Annotated in this window: 27 protein-coding genes and 2 pseudogenes; 18 read left to right on the top strand and 11 right to left on the bottom strand. The window is 44.7% G+C overall.

The window, feature by feature from the left end; all coding sequences use genetic code 11:
- Nucleotides 1–127 precede the first annotated feature (127 nt).
- Nucleotides 128–715, bottom strand: a complete 588-nt coding sequence (locus LC586_RS28580; RefSeq protein ID WP_229488593.1) for a phycobiliprotein lyase — start codon at nucleotides 713–715, stop codon at nucleotides 128–130.
- A gap of 459 nt (nucleotides 716–1,174) precedes the next feature.
- Between LC586_RS28580 and LC586_RS28575 the strand changes: the two genes are divergently transcribed.
- On the top strand, nucleotides 1,175–1,987 hold the full coding sequence (locus LC586_RS28575) for a pentapeptide repeat-containing protein (RefSeq protein WP_229488592.1): 813 nt from the start codon (nucleotides 1,175–1,177) through the stop codon (nucleotides 1,985–1,987).
- 71 nt (nucleotides 1,988–2,058) lie between these two features.
- On the opposite strand, the gene LC586_RS28570 is transcribed toward LC586_RS28575, so the two are convergent.
- The gene (locus LC586_RS28570) at nucleotides 2,059–2,265 is read right to left on the bottom strand and encodes a hypothetical protein (RefSeq protein ID WP_229488591.1); all 207 of its coding nucleotides are present in this window, start codon (nucleotides 2,263–2,265) and stop codon (nucleotides 2,059–2,061) included.
- Nucleotides 2,266–2,413: 148 nt separating this feature from the next.
- Here LC586_RS28570 and LC586_RS28565 point away from each other — a divergent pair, with 148 nt between their 5' ends.
- On the top strand, nucleotides 2,414–2,578 hold the full coding sequence (locus LC586_RS28565; RefSeq protein ID WP_229488590.1) for a hypothetical protein: 165 nt from the start codon (nucleotides 2,414–2,416) through the stop codon (nucleotides 2,576–2,578).
- A 43-nt stretch (nucleotides 2,579–2,621) separates the two neighbouring features.
- Here the strand turns inward: LC586_RS28565 and LC586_RS28560 are convergent, their stop codons facing one another.
- A complete protein-coding gene (locus LC586_RS28560) occupies nucleotides 2,622–3,281 on the bottom strand; it encodes a HEAT repeat domain-containing protein (RefSeq protein ID WP_229488589.1) in 660 nt (219 codons plus the stop codon).
- A gap of 42 nt (nucleotides 3,282–3,323) precedes the next feature.
- A complete protein-coding gene (locus LC586_RS28555; RefSeq protein ID WP_229488588.1) occupies nucleotides 3,324–4,121 on the bottom strand; it encodes a DUF1838 family protein in 798 nt (265 codons plus the stop codon).
- Between the two features lie 118 nt (nucleotides 4,122–4,239).
- Between LC586_RS28555 and LC586_RS28550 the strand changes: the two genes are divergently transcribed.
- Nucleotides 4,240–4,821, top strand: a complete 582-nt coding sequence (locus LC586_RS28550) for a bilin-binding protein (RefSeq protein WP_229488587.1) — start codon at nucleotides 4,240–4,242, stop codon at nucleotides 4,819–4,821.
- Nucleotides 4,822–5,118: 297 nt separating this feature from the next.
- Here LC586_RS28550 and LC586_RS28545 read toward each other — a convergent pair.
- Nucleotides 5,119–5,771, bottom strand: a pseudogene (locus tag LC586_RS28545) (phycocyanobilin:ferredoxin oxidoreductase); the annotation flags it as partial.
- A gap of 92 nt (nucleotides 5,772–5,863) precedes the next feature.
- On the opposite strand from LC586_RS28545, the gene LC586_RS28540 reads away from it, so the two are divergent.
- The 7 genes from LC586_RS28540 to LC586_RS28510 all read left to right on the top strand — a co-directional run bounded on the left by LC586_RS28540 (nucleotide 5,864) and on the right by LC586_RS28510 (nucleotide 10,931).
- On the top strand, nucleotides 5,864–6,259 hold the full coding sequence (locus LC586_RS28540; RefSeq protein ID WP_229488586.1) for an ankyrin repeat domain-containing protein: 396 nt from the start codon (nucleotides 5,864–5,866) through the stop codon (nucleotides 6,257–6,259).
- Between the two features lie 284 nt (nucleotides 6,260–6,543).
- Nucleotides 6,544–7,404: a phycobilisome linker polypeptide gene (locus tag LC586_RS28535; RefSeq protein WP_229488585.1), complete on the top strand. Its 861-nt coding sequence runs from the start codon at nucleotides 6,544–6,546 to the stop codon at nucleotides 7,402–7,404.
- Between the two features lie 41 nt (nucleotides 7,405–7,445).
- Nucleotides 7,446–8,195 carry a phycobilisome rod-core linker polypeptide gene (locus tag LC586_RS28530; protein ID WP_229488584.1) on the top strand — a complete coding sequence of 250 codons (750 nt, stop codon included), beginning with the start codon at nucleotides 7,446–7,448 and terminating at the stop codon, nucleotides 8,193–8,195.
- 101 nt (nucleotides 8,196–8,296) lie between these two features.
- Complete coding sequence (locus LC586_RS28525) at nucleotides 8,297–9,055, top strand: phycobilisome rod-core linker polypeptide (protein WP_229488583.1); 759 nt, start codon at nucleotides 8,297–8,299, stop codon at nucleotides 9,053–9,055.
- A gap of 141 nt (nucleotides 9,056–9,196) precedes the next feature.
- Nucleotides 9,197–9,727, top strand: coding sequence for a phycobiliprotein lyase (locus LC586_RS28520; RefSeq protein ID WP_229488582.1), 531 nt, complete (start codon nucleotides 9,197–9,199; stop codon nucleotides 9,725–9,727).
- Between the two features lie 240 nt (nucleotides 9,728–9,967).
- A complete protein-coding gene (locus LC586_RS28515) occupies nucleotides 9,968–10,591 on the top strand; it encodes a chromophore lyase CpcT/CpeT (RefSeq protein ID WP_229488606.1) in 624 nt (207 codons plus the stop codon).
- A complete protein-coding gene (locus tag LC586_RS28510) occupies nucleotides 10,569–10,931 on the top strand; it encodes a CpeR family transcriptional regulator (RefSeq protein WP_229488581.1) in 363 nt (120 codons plus the stop codon). The genes LC586_RS28515 and LC586_RS28510 overlap by 23 nt, the downstream gene beginning before the upstream one ends.
- 511 nt (nucleotides 10,932–11,442) lie before the next feature.
- Here LC586_RS28510 and LC586_RS28505 read toward each other — a convergent pair.
- The 4 genes and pseudogenes from LC586_RS28505 to LC586_RS28490 form a co-directional block, all read right to left on the bottom strand.
- Nucleotides 11,443–11,646, bottom strand: a pseudogene (locus tag LC586_RS28505) (ABC transporter); the annotation flags it as partial.
- Nucleotides 11,604–11,747 carry a hypothetical protein gene (locus tag LC586_RS28500; RefSeq protein WP_229488580.1) on the bottom strand — a complete coding sequence of 48 codons (144 nt, stop codon included), beginning with the start codon at nucleotides 11,745–11,747 and terminating at the stop codon, nucleotides 11,604–11,606. The pseudogene LC586_RS28505 and the gene LC586_RS28500, both read right to left, overlap by 43 nt.
- 109 nt (nucleotides 11,748–11,856) lie before the next feature.
- Nucleotides 11,857–12,141: a hypothetical protein gene (locus LC586_RS28495; protein WP_229488579.1), complete on the bottom strand. Its 285-nt coding sequence runs from the start codon at nucleotides 12,139–12,141 to the stop codon at nucleotides 11,857–11,859.
- On the bottom strand, nucleotides 12,120–12,278 hold the full coding sequence (locus LC586_RS28490; RefSeq protein ID WP_229488578.1) for a hypothetical protein: 159 nt from the start codon (nucleotides 12,276–12,278) through the stop codon (nucleotides 12,120–12,122). Before LC586_RS28490 ends, LC586_RS28495 begins: the two co-directional genes overlap by 22 nt.
- 169 nt (nucleotides 12,279–12,447) lie before the next feature.
- Between LC586_RS28490 and LC586_RS28485 the strand changes: the two genes are divergently transcribed.
- The 5 genes from LC586_RS28485 (at nucleotide 12,448) to LC586_RS28465 (ending at nucleotide 16,749) form a co-directional block, all read left to right on the top strand.
- Complete coding sequence (locus LC586_RS28485; protein ID WP_229488577.1) at nucleotides 12,448–12,615, top strand: NblA/ycf18 family protein; 168 nt, start codon at nucleotides 12,448–12,450, stop codon at nucleotides 12,613–12,615.
- A 712-nt stretch (nucleotides 12,616–13,327) separates the two neighbouring features.
- Complete coding sequence (cpeB, locus tag LC586_RS28480; protein ID WP_100903938.1) at nucleotides 13,328–13,882, top strand: phycoerythrin subunit beta; 555 nt, start codon at nucleotides 13,328–13,330, stop codon at nucleotides 13,880–13,882.
- Nucleotides 13,883–13,962: 80 nt separating this feature from the next.
- Nucleotides 13,963–14,457 (top strand): C-phycoerythrin subunit alpha, encoded by a 495-nt coding sequence (cpeA, locus tag LC586_RS28475; protein WP_229488576.1) that lies wholly within the window; start codon nucleotides 13,963–13,965, stop codon nucleotides 14,455–14,457.
- Between the two features lie 170 nt (nucleotides 14,458–14,627).
- Nucleotides 14,628–15,926: a C-phycoerythrin alpha-cysteine-82 phycoerythrobilin lyase CpeY gene (cpeY, locus tag LC586_RS28470; protein WP_229488575.1), complete on the top strand. Its 1,299-nt coding sequence runs from the start codon at nucleotides 14,628–14,630 to the stop codon at nucleotides 15,924–15,926.
- A 208-nt stretch (nucleotides 15,927–16,134) separates the two neighbouring features.
- Nucleotides 16,135–16,749: a HEAT repeat domain-containing protein gene (locus LC586_RS28465; protein ID WP_229488574.1), complete on the top strand. Its 615-nt coding sequence runs from the start codon at nucleotides 16,135–16,137 to the stop codon at nucleotides 16,747–16,749.
- 66 nt (nucleotides 16,750–16,815) lie between these two features.
- Here LC586_RS28465 and LC586_RS28460 read toward each other — a convergent pair whose 3' ends face one another.
- Complete coding sequence (locus LC586_RS28460; protein WP_229488573.1) at nucleotides 16,816–17,004, bottom strand: hypothetical protein; 189 nt, start codon at nucleotides 17,002–17,004, stop codon at nucleotides 16,816–16,818.
- A gap of 96 nt (nucleotides 17,005–17,100) precedes the next feature.
- Between LC586_RS28460 and LC586_RS28455 the strand changes: the two genes are divergently transcribed.
- Nucleotides 17,101–17,718 carry a hypothetical protein gene (locus LC586_RS28455; RefSeq protein ID WP_229488572.1) on the top strand — a complete coding sequence of 206 codons (618 nt, stop codon included), beginning with the start codon at nucleotides 17,101–17,103 and terminating at the stop codon, nucleotides 17,716–17,718.
- Nucleotides 17,719–17,747: 29 nt separating this feature from the next.
- Here the strand turns inward: LC586_RS28455 and LC586_RS28450 are convergent, their stop codons facing one another.
- On the bottom strand, nucleotides 17,748–18,239 hold the full coding sequence (locus LC586_RS28450; protein WP_229488571.1) for a DUF3131 domain-containing protein: 492 nt from the start codon (nucleotides 18,237–18,239) through the stop codon (nucleotides 17,748–17,750).
- A 223-nt stretch (nucleotides 18,240–18,462) separates the two neighbouring features.
- Between LC586_RS28450 and LC586_RS28445 the strand changes: the two genes are divergently transcribed.
- Both LC586_RS28445 and LC586_RS28440 read left to right on the top strand, forming a co-directional pair.
- Complete coding sequence (locus LC586_RS28445) at nucleotides 18,463–18,684, top strand: zinc ribbon domain-containing protein (protein ID WP_438822939.1); 222 nt, start codon at nucleotides 18,463–18,465, stop codon at nucleotides 18,682–18,684.
- 183 nt (nucleotides 18,685–18,867) lie between these two features.
- The coding region (locus LC586_RS28440; protein WP_229488570.1) for a two-partner secretion domain-containing protein at nucleotides 18,868–22,657 on the top strand (3,790 nt) is incomplete at its 3' end.

Below are 22,657 nucleotides of genomic sequence, written 5' to 3'. Positions count from 1 at the left end.
ATGTTAAACAAAGTAACGATCCTTAACGTTAGGATTAGGCGATGGTGCAATGCCTACTGATGGCGATCGCCAGAATTATGGCCTAGAACCGACAGCAAGTCCTTCAAGATTATGAGCGGGCAGGTGATTATACGGATGCTCTAGATAAATTATGTTGCACCATTTGTGCTAAATTCGCCTCTGTTAAATAGCGTCGTTCAGAACAATAGGTCATCAAATACACTCCATTCATCATCCGCACTGTGCTGACGCGCACCCGAAAATCATCGGTCATGAACCAGCAGCGTTCCTGACCTTGGTTGGTTTCATATTCGGTATCGATGGTTAAAATGCCATCTTGTCCAAACCAGTAACGGCTAACTACCGGAATTTTTTCCACATAGCCTTGGTTACGAAGCAATTTTCCCGATCGCCCTGTTTCATCATCTGGTACATCAATTAAGACAGCAACACGATCCGGATTGGGTTCTTGATCGTCGTCATGTTCTTGCCACATAAAGCTAGCACCTCCTTTAGCACTAGCTGGATCGATACCTTGCGGCTGGCAGATTGCTTTTATCCGTGGGTCATCAAGTGCGATCGCGCCTACATAAAGCTTTGATTCTCCCGATTGATCCGGCACTGTATCAAAGTGATGCACCGTGCGCTGGGTAAACCAGACCCCTTCACTCTTACGGAAAAACTCCATCATGGTCATTGGTGGTACAAAAGGCATAGCTGATCCTCTAATAAAACAGGGGAAAAGAAGTATGAAGGATGTAGACGCGTTCGCGTAGCGTCTCGTAGAGAAGCGGCTTGCCGCAGGCTAGGATTAAGTCTGAAATTATAGGAAATATCAAAGGATGGGCATCAATTAGGAAAAAATTTATTTCATCCTTGATCGAATGGCACGCTTGTAAAGAAATACGCTTGGGTTAGAGCCAAAAACTTTAAACTGCGTAGGTTGGGTTGAGGAACGAAACCCAACATTTGTCGGGGTTTGTTGGGTAACACGAATGTTCAACCCAACCTACGTATTATCCTTAACTGAACCTTATTGGCGCAAAGGCTGTATTTTAACTTAGTGCCATTCATCCTTGATCCTTTATCCTTGATTCTTCATCCTTTCTTAGACCCTAATGATTGTAGATGGATCGCGGTACAATACCCCTAAATAATCTCACGATTTCAACCCATGATCAGCAGGGAAACTCACAAGACACCCCAAGAGGTTTTGGCTGTCCTCAAGGCAGGGTTTGCTCTAACTCAAGAAGATTTATATCAATTCAACCTCAGTGGTTTAGAACTGCAAAGAGCTAATTTGCATCAAGCTACTTTGATTCGAGCGAATCTCAGCAAAGCGGATCTGAGTGCTGCGGATCTCAGTGGTGCTGATTTACGGGCAGCCGATCTGTGCCAAGCGATTTTAAGGGATGCCAATTTACAGGCAGCTTGTTTGTACCGAGTCGATCTGAGTGGCGCAGATTTACGGGGAGCTATTTTGACCGACACCAAGCTGCTAGGGGCAATATATGATAGCCAAACCCTGTTTCCCGAAGGCTTTAATTACAAATCCTCTGGAGCGATTGGGCCAAATGCCTATTTGAATGGTGCCCAGCTGAATACAGCCAACTTGCGTCATGCTGATTTGCAAGGTGCAAGTATGTTGGGAGCATATTTGGGGGGGGCTGATTTAACTCATGCTAATCTTCAGGGAGCGCGGCTAAGTCAGGCTGACTTGCGGAAAGCCTGGTTGCCAGGAGTATCTTTACGCAATGCTCGGTTAAATGGAGCCAACCTCGCAGGAGCTGATTTACGAGCAGCAGATTTGACTGGCGTTGATTTTGAGCATCTAGAAAGCATTGCAGGAGCAGATTTTACCCATGTTCAAGGCCTGAGTGACGAAATGCGATCGCGCCTCCTTAGCCAACCTGCACAAGAGCTAGATACACCTCATGCTTTAACCCGTCGCACCACACGCGCCAGTCTAGAAAGGCTATCTAATTGAAGTATGTTGAGAATTGAAGGGGACAAAGAGGATAAACAATTCAAAGTTATGTCTTATTCCCTGTTCCCTTCTTAAGATTTAGTAGCTGTCCAATCTTTTTTCAGCAAAGCCAGAAAGGTAGCAATTCCTTTAGAAAATCCTTGGGGGTCGGGTAGAACATACTGCGGAAATTCCTCATACGGCCGCCACGGCTCTGAAGAATTATGCCGCAGGTGCAAAACGCGATCGTCCCCTTCCAATTTCCAGAGCATTTGACCGCCGGTGGGAATTTCAGCCATTTGTTTCTCCTATGATGCAAACAATAATACTCAGTCACAGTTTGCTCTTTCCCAATTCTGCCAGTCTAAATATTAATTTATGTCAACATTGCTACAAAATTTCTAGACTTTTGTGTTGAATTGCTGTACAAGCATGGATAAATTATAGGTGTCCATCACTGAGTTAGGCACAACTCAAAGAAATAGTTTTCTTCTCCACCTGGAGGTAGAGTCAGCCCCAACTCTTGGAGACGCTACGCAAACGGGGAAGTCAACAGTCAACAGTCAACAGTCAACAGTCAACAGTCAACAGTCAACAGTCAACAGTAAATAGCCAACAGTAAATAGCCTCCTCTGCCCCCTTGTCCCCCTGCTCCTCAAGAGATTAAATTTTCCATTGCCGCTCCCACCACCCGATGATCGGCATCCTGTCTCAGTTGCGCCAAGGCTTCCTTGGCTTCAGGAGTATTAAAGTGCTTGAGGGCATAAGCAACTCGTACCCGAATATATTCAGACTCAGAATTTTTAAAGTTTAGAAGTTGGGACAAAGCTACCTCAGACTGACGGGAAGTTGCCAATAACCCCAGCGCATCTACAGATGCTTCCTGCACTGCGGCATCGTCACCTTCTAGCCCCAGAATACAAACCTCTACAACTTCTTCAGGGCAATCCATTTCTACCAAGGCTGCCAAAATACTGCGACGTACCAACCAGTGATCGTCTCGTAAAAATGTCTGCACCAGATGAGAGGCTGAAATTCTGCCAAACAAAGACAGGGAATTAGACGCTTCTGCGCGGACATTTGGGGTGTTATCAAATTTCATAATTTGCAACAGGGCAGCAAAGGATTCTGAAGTTTTTTGCTTACCCAACTCCCTAGCAACAAAGGTTCGCACCAGAAACTCTGGGTCTTGGATATGGCGGTTGAGCAAAGGAAAAGCGACATCAGCCGGATAATCTTGCAGGGCAGAGATCGCCTTCAAGCGGTATTGAAAATCCGAGTTTTGCAGATCAGTTTCGATTTGACTGAGATCCATAGAATTGACAATCTGAAATTAAGTTACAGTTTCAAACCCTTCTCAAAGCCCTTCAGGAATGGGAAAGCGTTCTCCTTTTAAGTAAGTGGCAAAGTGCTGCTTAAAGTACAGTGTACTAGTCATATTTGGTTCGTTACTCTGGTCAGGTGTAAATTCATATATCGGCACTTGTTCGCGAATCAGTTGAATCAGATTGGGATGGAGTTGTTCAAAGGATTCAACCCGAGTCGTTGTTGTCTCAAATCGTAAGCGGGCTGGATGACCATAGCCCAGTTTCATCCAGGGTAACCAGGGACAGTCTCGCGCCCAAGTGGCTGGAGGAAGATCCTTCACCCCTGGTCGGGAAATGTGACTGGTGAAGTATTCTGTCCCATTAAAGGTTTCACCGGCACAATAATCTCGGTATTTGGGATCTGCTGCTAATGGATGAGGATAGGTCAGGGGAATTTCTACGACAGAGGTAACATAGTCTTGTCCTTTGGGAATCACCGTCATTTTCGGTCGAACAGCCCCCTGCACTGTGCGATTGGCAATATGCACGATCGCTACAGCAGGACGAGTGGAATCGGGTTGCCATGTATATAGGATTTCTTGGGTCTGCGGATCGCAAAATAGACCTAACTCCCGATTGATCCGGTAACCCACCTGGTCAAACTCAGGATCGGGACTAATGAAAACCTTGGTTGCATTCATCCCAATAATAGAGAATAATTTCTCCCGTTGGCGGTCGCCTGTTTCTTGCCACCAGACTTCTCCCTCCCAGCTATAGTAAAGCTGCTGACCATGATGCTTTCTATAGAAATCAAGGTTATTAACTGTGTAGTCTTCTGAGTTGTTCATAGTTTGCCTTTTGAGTTTCCTAACAATTTACCGCTACAGTGTTACTAATAGCCCTGCTGGAAATTTGAAAAAGGGCAGGAGTTCTACTTTTCAACCAGTCTATATAATAGTTTTGACCATGACTCAGCCACAATTGAGTGAAAAAGTTCTAGAACTGATTCAAAAAGCAAGGATTGTCAGTTTTGCTACTTGGCAAAATACCCATCCAGCAGAGGCTATTCAGCTATTCCAGGCGGCTGACGATCAAGGACGCTATCTTACTGATGAAGATTTGCAGCAGATTCAGCAGCTTGTATCAGCAAATACAGGACTCATTGTCGTAAGTCAGGGGCTACGCGATCGCGTCCATCAAATCGTAGATGAAGCCAGAACCCATGTATTGGCAACATTCCCCAATATCACCCAACCCGGAGGTGGACTCTACCCAGCAGTGAGGGCAGATGCCTGCTGGCGTGATTTCTGGCACTTTCTACGCTGTATTACTTACGGCATCGCCGGACAGCACACCGACTATACCAGCACCGAAGGATTGCACTATATGCAACAGTTGTATCAAGAATTGCAAGTACCTTTAGATGCAATGGTTGTAGGGTTAGAAGGTATTAAAACTGCCAGTTTAAAGCGAGTGGAACCCGAGCAGCAAGCAATCGTTGCTCCCTACTTCGATCATCTGATTGAGCAATTAAAGCAATTTCGCTAATTGTTGCTGCGAACGTTTGGGGCATCAACAGTTAAGTTTAAGCGATGTCACACGGTATGAAACTGCAAGGGGCTTCCAACTAAAAAAATACTCTATCGCTGTGTAGGCAGAGGAGGCAGAGGAGGCAGAGGAGGAAGAATCCGATCATCGTTTTTCCTCTTAACAAATTGGAGAATTTAATTTCTAGAATTACCCAATTGCTGTTTGAGCTTAGAATCCCCGCACTTGAGGGGCGGGGAGTATGCCAACTGATGTATTTGTGAATGTTTATTCGCAATAAAGGTATCGGTGGAATTTTCAAGTTACATAGTCAAAGAGCATAGTGGTCATGTAGCGTTCTGCCCACTCTTGACCAAAGTCCAACTCTAGAACTCGCCGGATTTTATCATTTTGTTGCTGCTTTGTACAGTAATTTCGTTGTCCTGCCAGAACCTTGGAGATGTCAAGATTTGATGTCAGAGGTGTCTGTTGACTAGCAATCTGACAATGAATGGTTAAAAATTCCCGAACTCGATTGAGAAACCTATCTTCTTCTTGAGAGTCCCCCGGACGGACAAATAGACAAAATTCCGAAAAGATATCGCCCCACTCTGGTAAAGCCCGTGGTTGGGAAAACTCAAGCCCAGACAAAATAGACAATTGTTGAGAATAGCTTGGCGGTAGGGTGCGATCGCTACTGACTGGAGACAAATCAGCGATCGCCGCACTAATTCCTCCTCGTTTGCCAACCAAATCTGTGCCAAAAATCGGCAAGGCAATTCGGGATTAGGGAACATTACACAGTGCAGAATATCTAATCCATTGCCAACCTGAGCCAATTCTAAATGCAGTTTGCGAAATTGCAAAGCTTCGTAGCAATGATTTTCAATGATCAGCCGTTCACCTTCCAAATGTCCCTCGACGTAGCCTAAACCTTCTGGGACAGAGTAAGGGGAGATATCGAGGTGCTGTCAAAAACAGTTTTCCGCCCCGCTGCATTGCCTCCAAGCGATCGCTAATATCGCTGCTAAGAGCGAAAAATCCAGCAGCCTACACAGCTTTGATGTTTGCCGCAGAAAGCGATCGCCGCAACATTGTTTTGTTGCTGCTGGATCGTGGTGCTAGTATCTGCGATCGCAATCCCTATGCTGTGCTGATGACAATGGCGCGGCGTGGTCAAACAGATATTGTGCAACGTCTAATGAAAATGGGCGCCCAGGTGAATGCCACCAATAAAATTGGTGACACGGCATTATACTTGGCAACAGATAATGGGCATACCTATACGGTGAAAGCATTGATTGAACTGGGTGCCCAAGTGAATACCGCCAACATCGGTGGTTGGACTCCTCTAATGATGGCAGCAGCCCGAGGCGATCTGGAAACTATGACAATTTTGTTGGAACATGGCGCTGTTCCCTGTTTCCTCTTAACAAATGCCCAATACCCCATGACATAAGAATCGTTTGTGCAAACTGAGTGCAAAATTCTCTCATTTCATCAAAATTTACAAATCTTGATGTTCATCGTTACGCGCTCATAAGAAAATGATCATAACAAAGCGTATAAAACGCCTAAAAAACTTGAGCATCTAGGAAATCAAAACTTCCATGCTTATAGAAGCTGGCAATTTGAATTGCAACAAATTAATCCAGCGATTTAATTGGTCTGGGTGAGCAATCTGAAATTTCTTTATAAATTGAAACAATTTTCTTAAACTTTCGTTAACAGGAGAAACAATTAATGCCATTTGGACCAGCTTCACGCCTGGGAGTAAGCCTATTTGATGAAACCCCTCCCGTTGAGTGGGTATCAGGTCGCTCACAAGAAGAAGCAGAAACAATCATTCGGGCAGTCTATCGGCAAGTATTAGGCAATGCCTATGTGATGGAAAGTGAGCGGCTGGTTGTGCCCGAATCCCAATTTAAGCGGGGTGAATTGAGCGTCCGCGACTTTGTCAGAGCAGTGGCTAAATCTGAACTCTATCGTTCTCGCTTTTTCACCAGTTGTGCCCGCTACCGGGCGATCGAACTCAACTTCCGCCATCTGCTGGGTCGTCCACCGCTGGATTTAGAAGAAATGCGGGCACACAGCACCATTCTTGATACTCAAGGGTTTGAAGCTGAGATCGATTCTTATCTCGATAGTGATGAGTATCAGTCTACCTTTGGTGAGAACATTGTGCCTTATATCCGAGGCTACAAAACCGAAGCTCTTCAGAGTATGGTGCAATTTACTCACACCTTCCAGTTGGTGCGGGGTGCTTCCAGCAGCAGCCTGAAGGGTGATCTGTCGGGCAAGGCTCCCAAGTTAAATTCATTAGTAATTCAAAGCACACCCACAGCAGTAATTTCACCTGCTAGTGCTGGGGCAACCTTCTCTACACCTCCCACTGGTGCGCGTACTCGTCTTGGAGTCGATGCTAGTGCTGGTGGTAAAGTTTACCGCATTGAAGTCACAGGTTATCGTGCCAAAACCTTCAATAGTATTTCCAAGTTTCGCCGTTCCAACCAAGTCTTTCTGGTGCCCTACGAAAAGCTCTCTCAAGAGTATCAGCGGATTCACCAGCAGGGCGGTGTGATAGCAAGTATCACTGCTGTATAAATTCGGGTGCAAACTTAAAAAATTAAGGAGCATAAATTTCAATGGCATCCCAGACAATTCTTGAACTTTGGCCCGCTAGTGGGTTAGAGGAAGTTCAAACCATCATCCGTGCAGTTTACAAACAAGTTCTAGGCAACCCTCATGTGATGGAGAGCGAGCGGTTGGTGACAGCAGAATCACAATTGTGCGATCGCTCCATCACCGTGCGGGATTTTGTCCGTGCCGTTGCCAAGTCTGATTTTTATCGTACCCGCTACTTCGAGTCTTGCGCTCCCTACCGTTTTGTAGAACTTAACTTTCTGCACTTGCTTGGTCGGGCACCCCAGGATCAACGAGAAGTTTCCGAGCATATTGTTCGCACTGTCGCCGAGGGCTACGATGCTGAAATTGATTCCTACATCGATAGCAGTGAATATCAAGCAGCTTTTGGCGAAAACGTAGTGCCTTACGATCGCGGTAGAAGCAGCGAAGCTAATTTCAAGCAAATAGGCTACAATCGAATGTTTGCTATTGATAGAGGCCCTGCCCAAATTGATAGCTCAGTCAAGTCTGCACAATTGGTCTATGCTGTTGCTACCAACAGCGCCAATGCCATTAAAGCCTCTTCGTCTACCATCATTGGTTCTGGCACTGAAAAACGGTTCAAAATCGTGGTGACAGGTTCCAAATTCGACAGTCCCCGCCGCATCAGTACCACTGAGTACATTGTCCCAGCTAGTAAAATGACCCCGCAAATTCAGCGGATTAATCGCACTTCTGGCAAAATCGTCAGCATTACTGAAATTGCATAACGTTTTCCAGGGTGGGCATTGCCCACCCAAGATGATTAACTTTTTTAATTTACAATTTTTCAAAAAATCACACGAAAATCCTAAATTTAGGAGGCTTTGACATGGCACTTTGGATAGAAGCCGAGTCCGTTGAATTACGCCCCAACGCCACTGAGGATGATCTGCAAGCTGTGATTCGAGCAGTGTATCGGCAAGTTCTGGGTAATGCTCATGTATTTGAAAACCAACGGCTTACCAGTGCAGAGTCTCAATTGCGGAATGGTGACATCACTGTTACTGGCTTCGTCAGAGCCGTGGCTCAATCTGATCTATACCGTTCGCTGTTTTTTGAAACTTCCTCTCCCTATCGTTTTATCGAATTAAACTTTAAACATTTGCTCGGTCGCGCCCCGCAAGATCAGGCTGAAGTTGCGGAACATGTGCAAATTTACAACACCCAGGGCTACGCAGCGGAAATCAACTCCTACATTGATAGCAATGAATATATCAGGAGTTTTGGCGACAATATTGTACCCTCTGCCCGTGGTAATCGTACCCAAGCTGGGGTCAAGAATGTCGGTTTTAACCGTACCTTTGCATTGATGCGGGGATTTGCTGCCAATGATTTGGGCAAATCAGCAAAATTGATTAGCGACATTGGCGCTAACCTCGCAACCAAAATTGTTTCCCCCCCTCGTGGTTCCGGTGCTATCAGCAATACAGGGAAGCGGTTCCGTATCGGTGTCTCCAAAACCAATTTTGGTGTTCGGGTGACTAAAAGCATGGCAACCTTTGACGTGGGATACAATCAGCTAGCCCAGAAAATTCAGAGCATCCAGAAAACAGGAGGCAAGATTCTTAGTATCACGGAAATAGCTTAACGCTACCAATGGAGAATTTCCCAACCTCTAACATTTTGTCAATCGATGATCTATAGAAGTAAATTGGGATATTCATAATTTTCTATTGGGAGATTCTCCAATCCAAAAGCAAATAGCTAAAAACAGAAACCAAAGAGTTGAATGAATATTACGGAGTTTGTTGCAAATTCTATTGGGCGTTGGCGATCGCAACGCAGTGCCCATCATTTAGCATTCGGTCACTTTGAAGCCGTACAGTCTGAGATAGATATCATTGCTCTCCCAGATAACGATCCGGCAGTAATTGAGTTGTGTAAAGCCTATAACATTGATCCTCAAACAGTTGTTTCTCCCTTTCGGATGAGTTGGGAAGGCCAATCAGACTGGGATGAAAATGAAATCAAAGGTAGTTGCGTCCTAGTTCCTATCCCCGATCCAACTCATCCCCATCGTGGTAAACTCCTGCGCGATCAAGGCTATGCCGAAACGATCGCAGCGGCTGGCGATTATTACTTAACGGAAGACAGCACATTCGTGCTAATTACCACCTATGATCGCGCCGCCGCCGAAGAAAAGATATGGTTTGTCAACCCCAATGTCCGTTGTCGGGTTTCTCTAATTAAAACCAGTGCTGGTACAGGAGTTGTCACTGCCTCTTTTTCTTCCGAAATCCGCCAGGATATTCACAAATAAACTAGATCCAAAAATGGCTCTCTAGGCATTTCTAGTCATATATATACAACGTCAGAGCGTGCAGTCTCAATATGAACTGACCACGTTAATTTCGTCATGTCATTAGTGTGTCAATAGACACTTTTGCCATAGGTTAAGGTCATAATTTTGAATTTTGCGGAAAGTGCGGTCTTGAGCTTTGCCCAAGAGGAGCAACTTTACAAGACAAATTCTGTATTATTTATTTATTCTCATCTACTTATGAATTCTTCACCACCACATATCCGCGACAGTACATCGAATCATTTAATCACCCTAGCTCGTTGGATGGCAGGGGATTTCAGCAATTATAAACAGGCATTTGAAAATCCTAAAGATTACGCCCATATTCACGTATTATTTCGTCCATTACCGTTTGAATTCTTCTCAGGAATCGGGCTTTATTCAGAACAGGTTTATGACTATGATTTGTGGAGACCTTATAGACAGGGAGTACATCGCTTAGTAGATCATGGCGATGAGATTTATATCGAAAACTACAGTTTAAAAAATGCCCTTATCTATGCTGGTGCAGCCCGTGAGTTAAGCATTCTTAGAACCATCACCCCAGATTGTATCGCACGCAGATATCACTGCTCGATGATTTTCAAACGAGAGGGAGATAGATTTATAGGCGCTGTTGAGCCTGGAAACTTGTGCTTAATTGAGAAACATGGCTGCCAGACTTATCTCGATAGTTACGTTGAAATTACACAAACCACTTGGGTAAGCCTAGATAGAGGGCTGGATGTCAATACACACGAGCAGGTTTGGGGATCTACCTTTGGGCCTTTGCGGTTTGAAAAGCGGGAGGGTTTCGGCCATGAAGTCCCAAACATCCTATGATCTTTCCCTGTTTAATCTGGCCATTAAAGCGAATATGCTACCCCCAGAAGCGCAGAAAAAAATGCAGTGCTGGATTCGCAGCAGGCATTTAATTTGTTCAGGTCATTTCTTTGTTTTTGAAACCGTAGATTATAGTGCTATTGAGCGTTTTTCCCAGTGTGTGGGAGCGTTAGGAGGCACTATTATTTCGGTTGAACTAATTGACAAAATTTGGATGGGCGCTCATCGTCAAGTGATTCTGTATCAGGCAAGAGCCAGTTTGCATACACCCTGCCACAATTTGAAACAATATTGGATAAAATACGGAGGCTTTCGCACCCGATTTGATGAGCAGGCGTAAAGTCAGTAAATCGCAAAGTTTTCCTCAAAAGCGATCGCGTAACTCCATCAGCGCCTTACGCGTTTCAAAAAACGCCCGTTCTACTTTGGGCTTTCCTATCCGTCGAACTCACGTTAATGAATCCTAGACTGTACGCGCCACAGACTGGCGTAAATTCCATCCATCGCCAGTAATATGATGTCCGGATAATTAAGCATAATACCTGGAACCCCAAAGAGCCAAAGCTACGCTTTGTCTCCCCTAAGAGCTTGCGGGGAGGGGTTGGGGGTGGGGTTCTTTTATTATGGGTAATTTGGCGGACATGATATAACTCCTCGTGCTTACCCTGCTCAACAATTTGACCAAATAATTCGTAATTCGTAATTCGTAATTCGTAATTCATGGTTTCAGAGCCAATAACTTCAGTTATGGAAAATATAGAAATGCTCCGCATCGGAAGTTCAAGCCCCAACCCAATGTATGGGGTATCAATTACGAATTACGAATTAGTAATTACGAATTGAAGCGAAGCGATTTGACCGTCATTCATCACATATATGCAATGACTGTGACGAATTGTAGAAAGACGGTGAGCGATCGCGATCGTAGTCCGATTTTGGGTAATCATAGCCAGCGATTTCTGAATAGCCGCTTCCGTTTCATTATCCACCGCAGAGGTCGCCTCATCCAAAATCAAAATTGGTGAGTCTTTGAGAATAGCACGAGCGATCGCACGGGCATTACTGCGACGATAAGCTTCACTTTCTGAAAGCAGACGCGATCGCTCTTTCCCAACACCTGGGCTACATATCGTAGTCTTTCTTTAAAATCGTACATGGTGGGAAAATCGATCAGTACTGTAGGCGCAATATTGGAAAGGAGTTTATAAGAACTCTTGAGGTTTGTTAACCCAGAATTAAATCGGGTTTTAAAGCAAGAATTTTCTCTAGGGAAGTTGGTGTGTCCTGATATACAAAATAATGACGTGCTCAAAGCCATCTCGATGGCTATACCAGATGTGGCTATCGAAGAGGCGATTGATCGCTAACACCCAAACGGAAGAGGAACGCAAGCGCTCATTACCAGCACAATTGGTAGTCATCACAATCAAAGGTTGTAGAACTAGCAACAGATCAAAAGCTGTTGCACGCATCGAAAAGGCACTCTTGTTGTTACTTTGCCAAATAAAGCAGGTACTTCCCAATGTGGTCAATAATTTGGCACTCGACATCTCCACCCACACTTACCACCAATTGGTAGAGGACTCAAAGCTCTGAAAAAGTGTAGCTTTGTTACAAGAACTCTGGAAAAGGGAGAAACAGGACAAGTGCGATCGCCTGCGGGCGACAGCACTTGTGTGTACACCATAGGTTACCTGCTCCAAAGGCGTTTGTTGACCAACGCCAATGAGTAGCATCATCTGGATTTATTCGCCACTATCTAAAACTGTCCACTTGTCAAGTATATGTAATTTTTGTTAACCTTAATCTAGAGAATATATAAAGCTAATGTTGCGAAACACCGGAGAGTAAAAACTATGGATATCCCGATGGAGCTTAACTTAGAGCAGAAATTCAACCTCAAACTTTACGAAGAGCAAATTAAGGGGTTAAACCAGGAAGAATCTCACAAATTGCTTTTAGAGGTGCTGCGGCAGTTAATGGTCAAAGACAATATGATCAAGCATCTTCTCAAGCAGGCTTAACTAACTGGGGATGTTTGAATCTATCCCACTAATAATATTTCTGCTACAAAGCTTAAGCTTATTGAGAATTTAATAGGGCTTACGCACAGGTAACGGAAAATCGTACACGCAAAGCGGTGAAGCAGCGCGGTCTTCTCACATTGGGAGAGGCTAGCGCCAACGCGTAGCGTCTTGTAGAGAAGGGGGTTTCCCCCATCTTGGACTGCACCAAGCCGGAGGGCTTGCCGCAGGCTACCTTATTAGGCACAGAGAAGCCAGTGCGCCCTTGCGGTTTTTCGACTTGTACCCCTACGGGGATCTTGCTACGCTAAGAGCGTTAAGGCAGGGTAGCAACTGGCGCGACACGGAAGAATAAGAGTTTGAGAGGTATTTTGCGTAAGAACTGTTTAAAACGAAAAATTAAGGTTTTCAAGCAAATTTTACGAAAAGAAGTAGGGATTTTTAGAATAGTGGGATAGGTTCATAAACAAAACCCATCAAAATTTAAGTTATTTTTCCTCTGCTTCTTCATCTTCTTCATCCCCCTAATCCTCAAAGCGTACCCTGAGTTCCCCAGTCAGACCAATCCTGACTGGGGATTGTTTGTTAAGGATTATTACTTAGTTTCTCATAACTGAGACTAAGATAGGTGTCATCTTTTATGTTCTATATTGTCTTGTTCAGGGAACAGGCAATCAAGTTTCAGAGAAAACCAATTTTTAAGGAGAGCGAAATGCTTGACGCTTTTTCTAGAGCTGTAATTTCAGCAGATGCCAGCACTTCTAGCGTATCTGATATTGCTGCCCTCAGAGCCTTCGTTGCTAATGGTAACAGACGTTTGGATGCTGTAAATGCGATCGCTAGCAACGCTAGCTGCATCGTCTCTGATTCTGTTGCTGGAATGATCTGCGAAAACCAAGGTTTGATCCAAGCTGGTGGTAACTGCTATCCTAACCGTCGCATGGCTGCTTGCCTGCGCGATGCAGAAATCATCTTACGCTATGTAACCTACGCTTTATTAGCTGGTGACGCTTCAGTTCTAGATGATCGTTGTTTGAACGGTTTGAAAGAAACCTATGCAGCTCTTGGCGTACCCACCACCTCTACCGTGCGTGCCGTTCAAATCATGAAGGCGTGTGCAGCTGCTCACATTCAAGACACCCCCAGTGAGGCTCGTGCTGGTGCCAAATTGCGTAAGATGGGTTCTCCTGTCGTAGAAGATCGCTGCGCTAGCCTAGTTGCTGAATCTTCTAGCTACTTCGATCGCGTAATTTCTGCTCTGAGCTAAGGAACTTGCGATTCGCAATTCACTCAACAGATTGACATCCAACACAGTTTAAATAAAAAGTCTTTTGGGAGATTTAAGAAATGAAATCAGTTGTTACCACTGTTATCGCATCTGCTGATGCCGCAGGTCGTTTCCCCAGCACCTCTGATTTAGAATCAGTACAAGGTTCTATCCAACGTGCAGCTGCTCGTTTGGAAGCTGCTGAAAAGCTAGCTAACAACCTCGATGCAGTTGCAACCGAAGCTTACAACGCTTCTATCAAGAAATATCCTTACTTGAACAACGCTGGTGAAGCTAATTCCACCGATACCTTCAAGTCCAAGTGTGCTCGTGACATCAAGCACTACATGCGCCTTATTCAGTACAGCTTGGTAGTTGGCGGTACTGGCCCATTGGATGAGTGGGGTATTGCTGGACAACGTGAAGTTTATCGCGCTTTAGGCTTGCCCACCGCTCCTTACGTTGAAGCTTTAAGCTTTGCTCGTAACCGTGGTTGTGCGCCTCGTGATATGTCTGCTCAAGCATTGACTGAATACAATGCTTTACTAGACTACGCTATTAACTCTCTCTCCTAGTTAGTTGCCAAACTTGTCATTTGGTGGCGAGGTTACATTGTGACCCTACAAACCTGGAGGTTCTTGGCTCTTTGCTTTGCCTGTTAAGGTTGAGTAATGGCAAAGAATCTCCGGGTTTGTTTTGTCTTAATAAGATTCGGCAAGCTGACAGATGATATATCTATATATATATGGATAAACGATTTTTTAATTTTTTTAATCTCACAGAAGACCAGGCGATCGCTCTTTTGGATACGCCTCAAGACCAATTGAGTGAGGATGATTCACGTTATATTGCCGCTTCTCATTTAATCAATTTTCCCACAGAGCGATCAATTAAGGCGCTGATGCGGGCGGTGCAGCAAACTGACCCCGCCTTGGATAACCGCATCGTCCGCCGCAAGTCGGTAGAGACTTTGGGGCGACTGCAAGCTGAGTCAGCCTTACCAGTGATCCGCACCTGTCTTTTTGATGAAGACTGCTACACTGTGGAAAATGCTGTTTGGGCGATCGGTGAAATTGGTACTCAAGACCCCGACATCTTAGAAGATGTTGCTCAATTGCTGGACAAGCCAGGGCAAACCTATCGAGTAATCATCCACACACTCACAAAGTTTAATTATCAACCTGCCCTGGAACGAATTCGCAAATTTGTAGATGATGGCGATCCACCGACAGCCAGTGCGGCAATGGCCGCAGTTTGCCGTTTAACTGGCGACTATTCCCAGATGGGGAAGGTAGTGGCAATGTTACAACACCCAAATGTGTTAGGACGGCGGTTGTCTATCCAAGATTTAATGGATGCCCGTTACTATGATGCAATTCCCTATATTGCCCGATGTCCAGTATCTTTGGTGTTTCGGCTGCGAGGAATTCGGACTTTGGCAGAAGCCGGAATCTCTGCTGGGGCAATTACTTTTGCCACGATTCAACCTCATTTAGAGCAGACATTATACGACCACCCAAATGATCTGAGTTTGGTTCATAGTTACCCAAGCCCCCCTACTTTACCAGTTCTGATCCGGGGGTTGTATGAAACAGACTTTGGGCGCTGCTATTTAGCAAGCAAAACCATTCTTGACCATCACGCCGATCCTGCTCCTGAGGCTTTGTTTGCTACCTACGCCGAAGAAGCAAATAATGATTATGGTGCCCACTTCCATGTGATAAAGCTGTTCGGTTGGTTGAAACATTCCCCAGCTTACGATTTACTAGTTGAAGGCTTGCATAACAAACAACCACAATTTCAAAAATCACGCGCAGCAGCAGCGATCGCTCTTGGTGAACTCGGCGCTCCACGGGCAATTCCCGAACTGAAAGCCTGTCTAGAAACCAAAATTTGGGATCTGAAGTATGCGGCGTTGATGGCGCTGGAAAAACTTGGTGATACGAGTGGTTATGAACAAGTCACCAATGATGATGATTGGCTAATTCGAGAAAAAGCCAAGTCAACCCCTATGGGGAATTCAAAATTCAAAATTCAAAATTAATTACACCACTCATAAATACCGAGGCTTGAATTAATGTTGCTTGACTTTTTCTGTTCTCCATAAATTAATAATGGTGCTAGTATCCTGATTTTTTTAGTTCACAGAAAAAGTACCGAGTGTTGTTAGCGGATAGCTATGGTTGAGCCAGTGCTGAGTGTTGAGTTGACAGATTAATTGCACATTTTTATTTATTTATTAAAACCTTGTTATGTCCCCAGAAGAACTATTCCAACAACTGAAACACCCCAACCCCCACCTACGCGAGCAAGCAATGTGGGCATTGGCTGAGAATCCTGATGAGACAACTATTCCCCGGTTGATGAATATTCTCGATGAAGAGGATACCACCTATCGACGAGCTGCCGTCAAAGCTCTAGGAGCGATCGGACATGATGCAGTGACTCCTCTAGTTGAAGCCTTGCTCAATAGTGATAATGTCACCGTCCGGGGAAGTGCCGCCAAAGCACTGGCACAAGTCGCCATTAATCATCCAGATGTTCCCTTTGCAGCTGAAGGTGTGCAGGGTTTAACGACTGCTCTCAATGACCCCAATCCTGTAGTGCATATTGCTGCTGTCATGGCTCTAGGTGAAATTGGTTCTCCCGTGGTGGATGTTTTGATTGAAGCATTGCAAACCACAGACAACCCAGCGCTGGCAATCTCTATCGTGAATGCCCTTGGCTCAATTGGCGATCGCCGAGGTGTGGAAGTACTACAATCCCTCATTCAGGATGAATCCACTGACTCCTATGTACGCGAGTCTGCCACTAGTGCATTATCTCGCCTAGAAATGACAATGAAGTTTCAGCAGGGAGAAAAATAATACCCACAGGACGAAAAACAGCTTTTTTGTTTTGATGTTATATCAAGTTCGGATAATCACTTATAATTAAGCTACCCTTGTTTTTGGCCACCAGTGGTAGCAAGTTAAACCAGAGATTAAATCATGCTGTGTCATCAGTTTCTGGCAACCAAGCACTAATAGAGCTTCTAGTTCATCTAAAGAATTCCAATTTTCTTGCTCTACGCGATCGCTCATCCCATGTTCTGGTTGAGGAACACACAGCCTATATGTCATTTGTTGTAGATACTCCCATCCTCTGTGCCGAGTTATACGTTTCCCTGTAAGTTCACTTAACCAATCAGGCTGAATATTGTTATGGAGGTTCTTTAAATGTTCAGTGAGCAAGCTTACTTGCAAGCATACCCCGATGTAGCGAAAGGTGTTAATGATGGCGTTTTTAGCTCAGGTCTACAGCACTACACACAGTATGGACAATTTGATCAGAAGCGCATTGGCTTTTTCTTTGGAAGCAGTGGGAATGACACCCTAACTGGCATTGGGGAGGGTAACAAACTCCTTGCTGGAGTTGCTTTCGACGCTTTATCAAATGGATCAACAGTTGCTGGAGTCGGTGAGGTTGATACCCTAATTGGTACAGCAAGAGCGGATCTATTCGTCCTTGGGCATCCCAGTTTAGCTCCATTAACCTCCACGTCTCAAAAATTTTACGTTGGTGGCGGTAATACTGACTATGCTCGAATCCAGAACTTTAAGCGGTGGGAGGACGTTATCCTGCTAGAAGGATCACCACAGGACTACAACCTTCAGGTAGTAAACGGAAGTACAAACATCTCTACAGCCTCCGGTGACCTAGTTGGCATTGTGGAGGGAGTTGCGCCTTTCCTCCCTCTAGGTCTGTTTTTAAGTAACTCCCTTAACTCGATTAGCACCATTGCAAACTTGAACATTCCACTTGATGCCACGGGGTCGTTTTCTGTTATTATATAGCAGTCTTATCTGATAGGTGAAAATGACCTTTAAACGAACCGCCTTCGCGCTTCGCGTCTCGTAGAGAAGACGCCAACACAAGAGTGAATTTCACTATTTATGCGCGCATTGCTATATGAGTTACAACAAAGTTTAAAGATAGCATAAGCGGTTGTCAGAGCGACAATGCGATTGATATGATCGCTATATTCTGGATAATGCGATCGCATCACATGCAATCCTAATAAAAATCGCGCCATATCCAAAGCTGACCAACCACTTGTACCCTTGGGATCGGGGGTGTGATTGAGTTGGCGCATCTGGGCAGTACGGGTGCTATAAGCTTTGTTGGGCAAACCAGTTGCAGGTAGGGCATACAATCCCAGTAGTACAGGGGTATTGGAAGTTGTTTGGTTGCGAATTTGGTTTAATTTCCGGTTTTCGACTTGCTTTGAGGCATCAGCGATCGCTATTAAATTTTTACTCGCAAAGATGCTTCCTAGTAAAATTAGCATCATCAGCGCCAGTCGTACCTTGTTCATAGATTTGAAGGAATAACCTGGGATTTTGAATCGAGGTCTGTTACTCGTGCAAGCTAGTAACTGCATCATGTACAAGTATTCCCAAATACAACTGATTAATAACAAACACAGCTTTGTAATTATAGAAAGTCAGCAAGAAAGCCTACATATGCAAAAAAGGAATTAGGAGTTAGGAGCGCATAGCGCATCTGTACAGTTATATTCCTAAATCGAGTTTTATAAGTTGCCTTTGAATATCAGAGAGTGGGATTGCCCAAAATGTAGTACGCATCACGATAGAGATATCAACGCAAGTAAAAATATTTTGGCTGCGGGACTCGCAGTTTCAGTCTGTGGAGCGAACGTAAGACCTGATAGGGAATCCTCTAAAAGGCAGTTGCAAAATACCCGTAAGGCTCGCCTTGAGCGCAGTCGAAAGGGAAAGAAACAGAAACCTAAGTCGTGAGTCTTAGGAATCCCCATCCGAATGGGCGCGGGGAGGATGTCAAGAGGTCTATTTTCTTCGTAATGGCTTTATCCATTCAGCGTGATTACAGAAGCTATGTCTTATTATTAAGTAATAGACAGGGATTAACTTGATACGTGCTTTACTAAACATTAGTGTTGGTAATACTTGTGGAGGGTTGTAATGTCTGGTAGTTGGCATTTAACTTATTGGGGTGCAGTGCTAGGTATTGCGATGAGTGTCAGCGCTTTATCTGGAAATTGTGCGATCGCTCAAATCAGCCCGGATGGAACTTTACCTATTAATACCAACGTCACACCAGACGGTAACACCTTCAACATCACCGGGGGAACACAAGCTGGTGCTAACTTGTTCCACAGCTTTGGTGAGTTTTCTGTGCCTACTGGTAGCACTGCTTCCTTTAATAATGCTGTAAATATTCAAAATATCATTAGCCGAGTTACGGGTGGGTCAACTTCTAAGATTGATGGAATAATTAGCACATTAGGTACAGCTAACCTGTTCCTGATAAATCCCAACGGCATTATTTTTGGTCAAAATGCTCAATTAAATATTGGTGGTTCTTTTGTAGCAACTACAGCGTCGGCAATTGGGTTTGGCAATCAAGGTTTTTTTAGTGCTTCTACTCCGAATAATCCGGAACTACTGGTGGTCAATCCTTCGGCTCTTCTATTCAATCAAATTGTTGCTGCGCCGATCCAAAATAACTCAGCTAGTTTAAGTGTTGAGAATAATCGTAGTTTGCTGGCAGTTGGGGGGAATGTCAGCATCGATGGTGGCTCATTAAATGCCCCTGGTGGACAAGTGGAGTTAGGAGGTTTAGCAGCAGAGGGGACAGTTGCTCTTAATGTCAATAGCAACAATTTCAGCTTAAATTTTCCAGATAATGTCGCACGAGCAAATGTGTCGCTTACCAACGGCGCTGAAGTTAATGTCGCTTCTGATGGTGGCGGTAGTATTGCCATCAATGCTGAGAATATAGATGTTTTAGGAAAAAGTAGCCTACGTGCGGGTATTAGCCCACTTGCAGGAGAGGGTGACACTCAGGCGGGAGATGTCACCCTTAACGCCAAAGGAACAGTGAGAATCGAAAATAGCTCTATCTACAACGCTGTTTTTGGTTTTGGAAAAGGTGGAGACTTGCTCATAGATACAGGGAAATTAATTATTCAAGATGGAGTAGTAGGGACTGCTACTATATTTACTGATAATGCTGGGGATCTGGTTGTAAAAGCCTCTGACTCAATAGAACTAACTGGCAGTTCCTCATCAAACGGCACGATTGACATCAATATTCCTATTAATTTAGGCTCTTTTACTTTTAATTCTCCTGTTACTGTTCCTATTGGCCTGTTTTCCGCTTCCCTTGATGCCCAGAATCTTCCTAATGTTTCTTCTTTAGGTTCTTTTCTACCTACTGCAAGTGGAAATACCGGAGACCTGACCATTGAAACTGGGCGGTTAGTTGTCTCTGATAGGGCAGGGGTATCGGTCGGTAGTAATACCAGAGGGAGTACTGGAAATTTGACCGTGAAAGCAAAAAACATAGAACTTAGTAATAGCTCTATGTATAATGTCGTTTTTGGTTCCGGGAATGGTGGAGACTTGCTTGTGGATGCAGAGAAGCTGATTGTTCAAGATGGAGTAGTAGGGACTGCGACTTTTTCTAATGGTGATGCTGGGGATCTGATTGTGAACGCTTCTGACTCAGTAGAACTAACTGCCATTCTCTCATTAGATGCCACGGTTGCTATTAATATTCCTGGAAATATCTCCGGATCTTCTGAGGATTTTCGTGTTCCTATTGGCCTGTTTTCCGCTTCCATTGATGCCGGGGATATTGCCCAGATTCCTATTACTCCTGGGGATGGAGATGCTGGAGATTTAACGATTGAAACTGGGCGGTTAATTGTCTCTAATGGGGCATTGGTATCGGCAGCTACAACAACCAGAGGACAAGGAGGAAATTTAACCGTCAAGGCAGACTCGATAAAACTTAGTGGCACCTCAATTAATGATTCTTTCTCATCTCTGTTTAATATAACAAGTAAGATTCCTAGTGGATTGCGTAATGATACTGCCGGTCTGGGAGCAGGGGGCAACTTGACCATTGATACTAGAGAGTTAATTGTCAGTGATGGTGCATGGGTGATAACTGGTATTGGTAACAATAACCCAGAAGGGCAATTGAGTGTGACAGGAGGAGAATTGACTGTGAACGCCTCTGAGTTAGTAGAACTTAGTGGCACCTCATCAGATAATATTCCTAGCGTTTTGCTTTCTGGAACACAGGGACTTGGAAATGCTAACAAATTGGTTATTAAGACTAAGAAGCTGATGGTCAGCAATGGAGGAATTATCTCGGCGGGTACTTCTAGCTCTGGAAAGGGAGGCGAATTGACCATTAACGCCACTGATTCAGTAGAACTTGTTGGAACCTCAAAACAAGGGTTGTCCGCCTCTCAAATAAAAGATTTGATTGGATTTGGTGGAGCTTTTGTCTCTAAGTTCTTAGAAAATCGTCCATTTCCGAGCGGTGTAATTTCTGGGACTGCAAGTACAGGAGATGCTGGAAACTTGAATATTGTCACTGGACGGTTATTAATTCAGAATGGAGCGCAAGCATCGGTTTCTACAATTAATGCCGGAAATGCGGGTGAGTTAAATGTTCGTGCCTCTTCTATAGAACTGAGTGGAACTTCCCTTGAAAGCCCTAAACCCAACGACATTGTAGGTCGAAGCCTGTTGACAACTGCTGTCGGTGAAGGCTCATCTGGAAAGGGTGGCGATATAACAGTTAACACCAACTCCCTAACTATCACTGATGGTGCTGCACTAGCAGCCAGTACTTCTGGGACTGATCCGTCGAAAGATGGAAAGGGTGGTAATATAACAGTTAACACCAACTCCTTAACTATCACCGATGGTGCTGCACTGACAGCGAGTACTGATGGGCCGCTAGATGCGGGTAATATTACTCTTAGCGCCAATACCTTGAGTGTTTTTAATAATGGGCAACTGCGTACCTCTACTTCTGGTAGTGGACAAGCAGGTGACATCACACTAAATATTCCAGAAATACAGTTATCTGGTTCCACTAGTGGTGTTTTTGCTCAGACAAGCAGTACAGGCGCAGCTGGAAAACTGACGCTTCAACCTTTGAACGCACAAACCTTGACGGTTAACTTCTTTGAGCAAGCGCAGATATCAGCATCTACCTCTGGTAGTGGTAAGGGAGGAAACCTCACACTCACCGCCCCTGAGTCAATCACCCTTAATGGTAATGGTACCTTGGAGGCTACATCGAAAGATGCTGCTAGTGGACGAGCCGGAGATGTGCTTCTTGCTACTGAAAAACTAACTATCACCAATGGAATGCGCGTTTCAGCCGCGACTAATTCTACTAACCCCGCAGCTAGTGGTGGTAATCTGACCGTGGAAGCTGCACAATTGAACTTGACAGACGGCAGCAGTTTAGAAGCTGGGACGACAGGAAATGCACCAGGCGGGAACTTGACAATCCAACCCAATGACAATGGGCAAACCTTAGCTGTAAATGTTACTGGAGGAGCAACGGTATCGGCTGCTAGCTCTGGTAGTGGTAAAGGAGGAACCCTAAATATCAATGCTCCTGAATTTATTAATATTACAGGTAACGGCTCAGTGATTTCGGCTGAGACGACAGGACAAGGAGCAGGTGGTGACTTGACGCTGACAACAGAAAAATTGGCAGTTGAAGATGAAGCGAAAATAACTGTAAGTAGTACAGGCTCAGGGCCTGCGGGTGACTTAAAAGTTAACGCTAACTCGATATATCTCAATAATGCTGCCAAAATCACTGCTGACACTACAGGAGGTGGCGGAAATATCTTTGCGCGATCGCCTTTAATGTTACTACGCAATCAAAGTTCTATCACCACCAATGCCAAAGGCCTTGGTATTGGTGGCGGTA

It is taken from the genome of Nostoc favosum CHAB5714, assembly GCF_020829495.1.
In the GTDB taxonomy this organism is placed as follows: Bacteria; Cyanobacteriota; Cyanobacteriia; order Cyanobacteriales; family Nostocaceae; genus Nostoc; species Nostoc favosum.
Note: the sequence above shows the minus strand (reverse complement) of the source record. Positions and strands in the feature narration are given on the sequence as shown.